The 916-nt window shown below is 70.0% G+C and carries 1 pseudogene; it reads right to left on the bottom strand.

From position 1 onward, the window contains the following. Positions 1–916 (bottom strand): annotated as a pseudogene (locus G8O29_RS18160) (GTA baseplate fiber-binding domain-containing protein); the annotation flags it as partial.

A 916-nucleotide genomic window follows, 5' to 3' on the forward strand; every position in this document is an offset into this window, starting at 1 on the left:
GTGCCGCGGCCGAGGCGGTTTGAGAGCTGGTAGATGCGGAGCGCCAGCGTCTGGCCGGGCCCGAGCGGCGCACCCCAATCACTGGTCTGCTGGGCGGCGGTGTAGAGAACGGACGTGGTGGTGCTGGTCATCGTGCGCTTGACGACAGCCCCGTCGAGGATCTGGACGTCGTAGCTCACGAAGTCCTCGCCCAGCGGCACCTCGACCTGTTCCCAGGCATCGGCGACCAGTGCGCGGGATCGGCGCGTCCATCGGATGGTCAGATCGCCAGGGCTGCGGGCCGTCCGCAGGCTGTTCGACATGGACCGGCGCGAAGGGGACAAGGCCCCGCCCGGTTGGGGTGAAGCCCAGTGCGGCATAGCTCGGATCGCTGACCGCCCGCGCGGCCGGACCCACGCGCCAGTTCCACGGCAGGCCGAGGTCCGCCTCGGCGATGGGGAGGGAGGCCAGCGTCGAATCCAGCAATATCACCCGCGCGCCAGCCGGTGCCGGGTTGCCCATGGCGTGTTCCGTCCCGCGCTGGCCACGCAGCAGGCGGGTCAGGCGGTACCGGCCTGGCGCGATCAGTTCGGCTTGGCCAGCCTGCACGATTTCCCATTGGCCTGCGGCGCTTTCGACCGCGAGGGCATTGGCCCCGCCGAAGAGGGCCACGTCGGTCACGCTTTCCAGTGTGCCTGACAGAAGATCGACGACCAGCTGGTTGCCCCGGTCGAAGCGCGAGGTCGGCCCCGGAAACAAGCCGAAGGCTAGCGTGCCGATCCGCGCCCGACTGCCGAAGCTAGTCAGGAGGTTGAACCCGTCCGTCGAGGCGCTGCGGAACACCGCGATCTCGCCCGGCCAGGGGCTGGCATGGGCGGCGATCAGGGGGCGATGCGCGGGCTGGTCCTCGCTGATCTGCGGCAGGTCCAGCATCACC

Origin of the sequence: Rhodobacter calidifons, assembly GCF_011174775.1 — a bacterium.
In the GTDB taxonomy this organism is placed as follows: Bacteria; Pseudomonadota; Alphaproteobacteria; order Rhodobacterales; family Rhodobacteraceae; genus Tabrizicola; species Tabrizicola calidifons.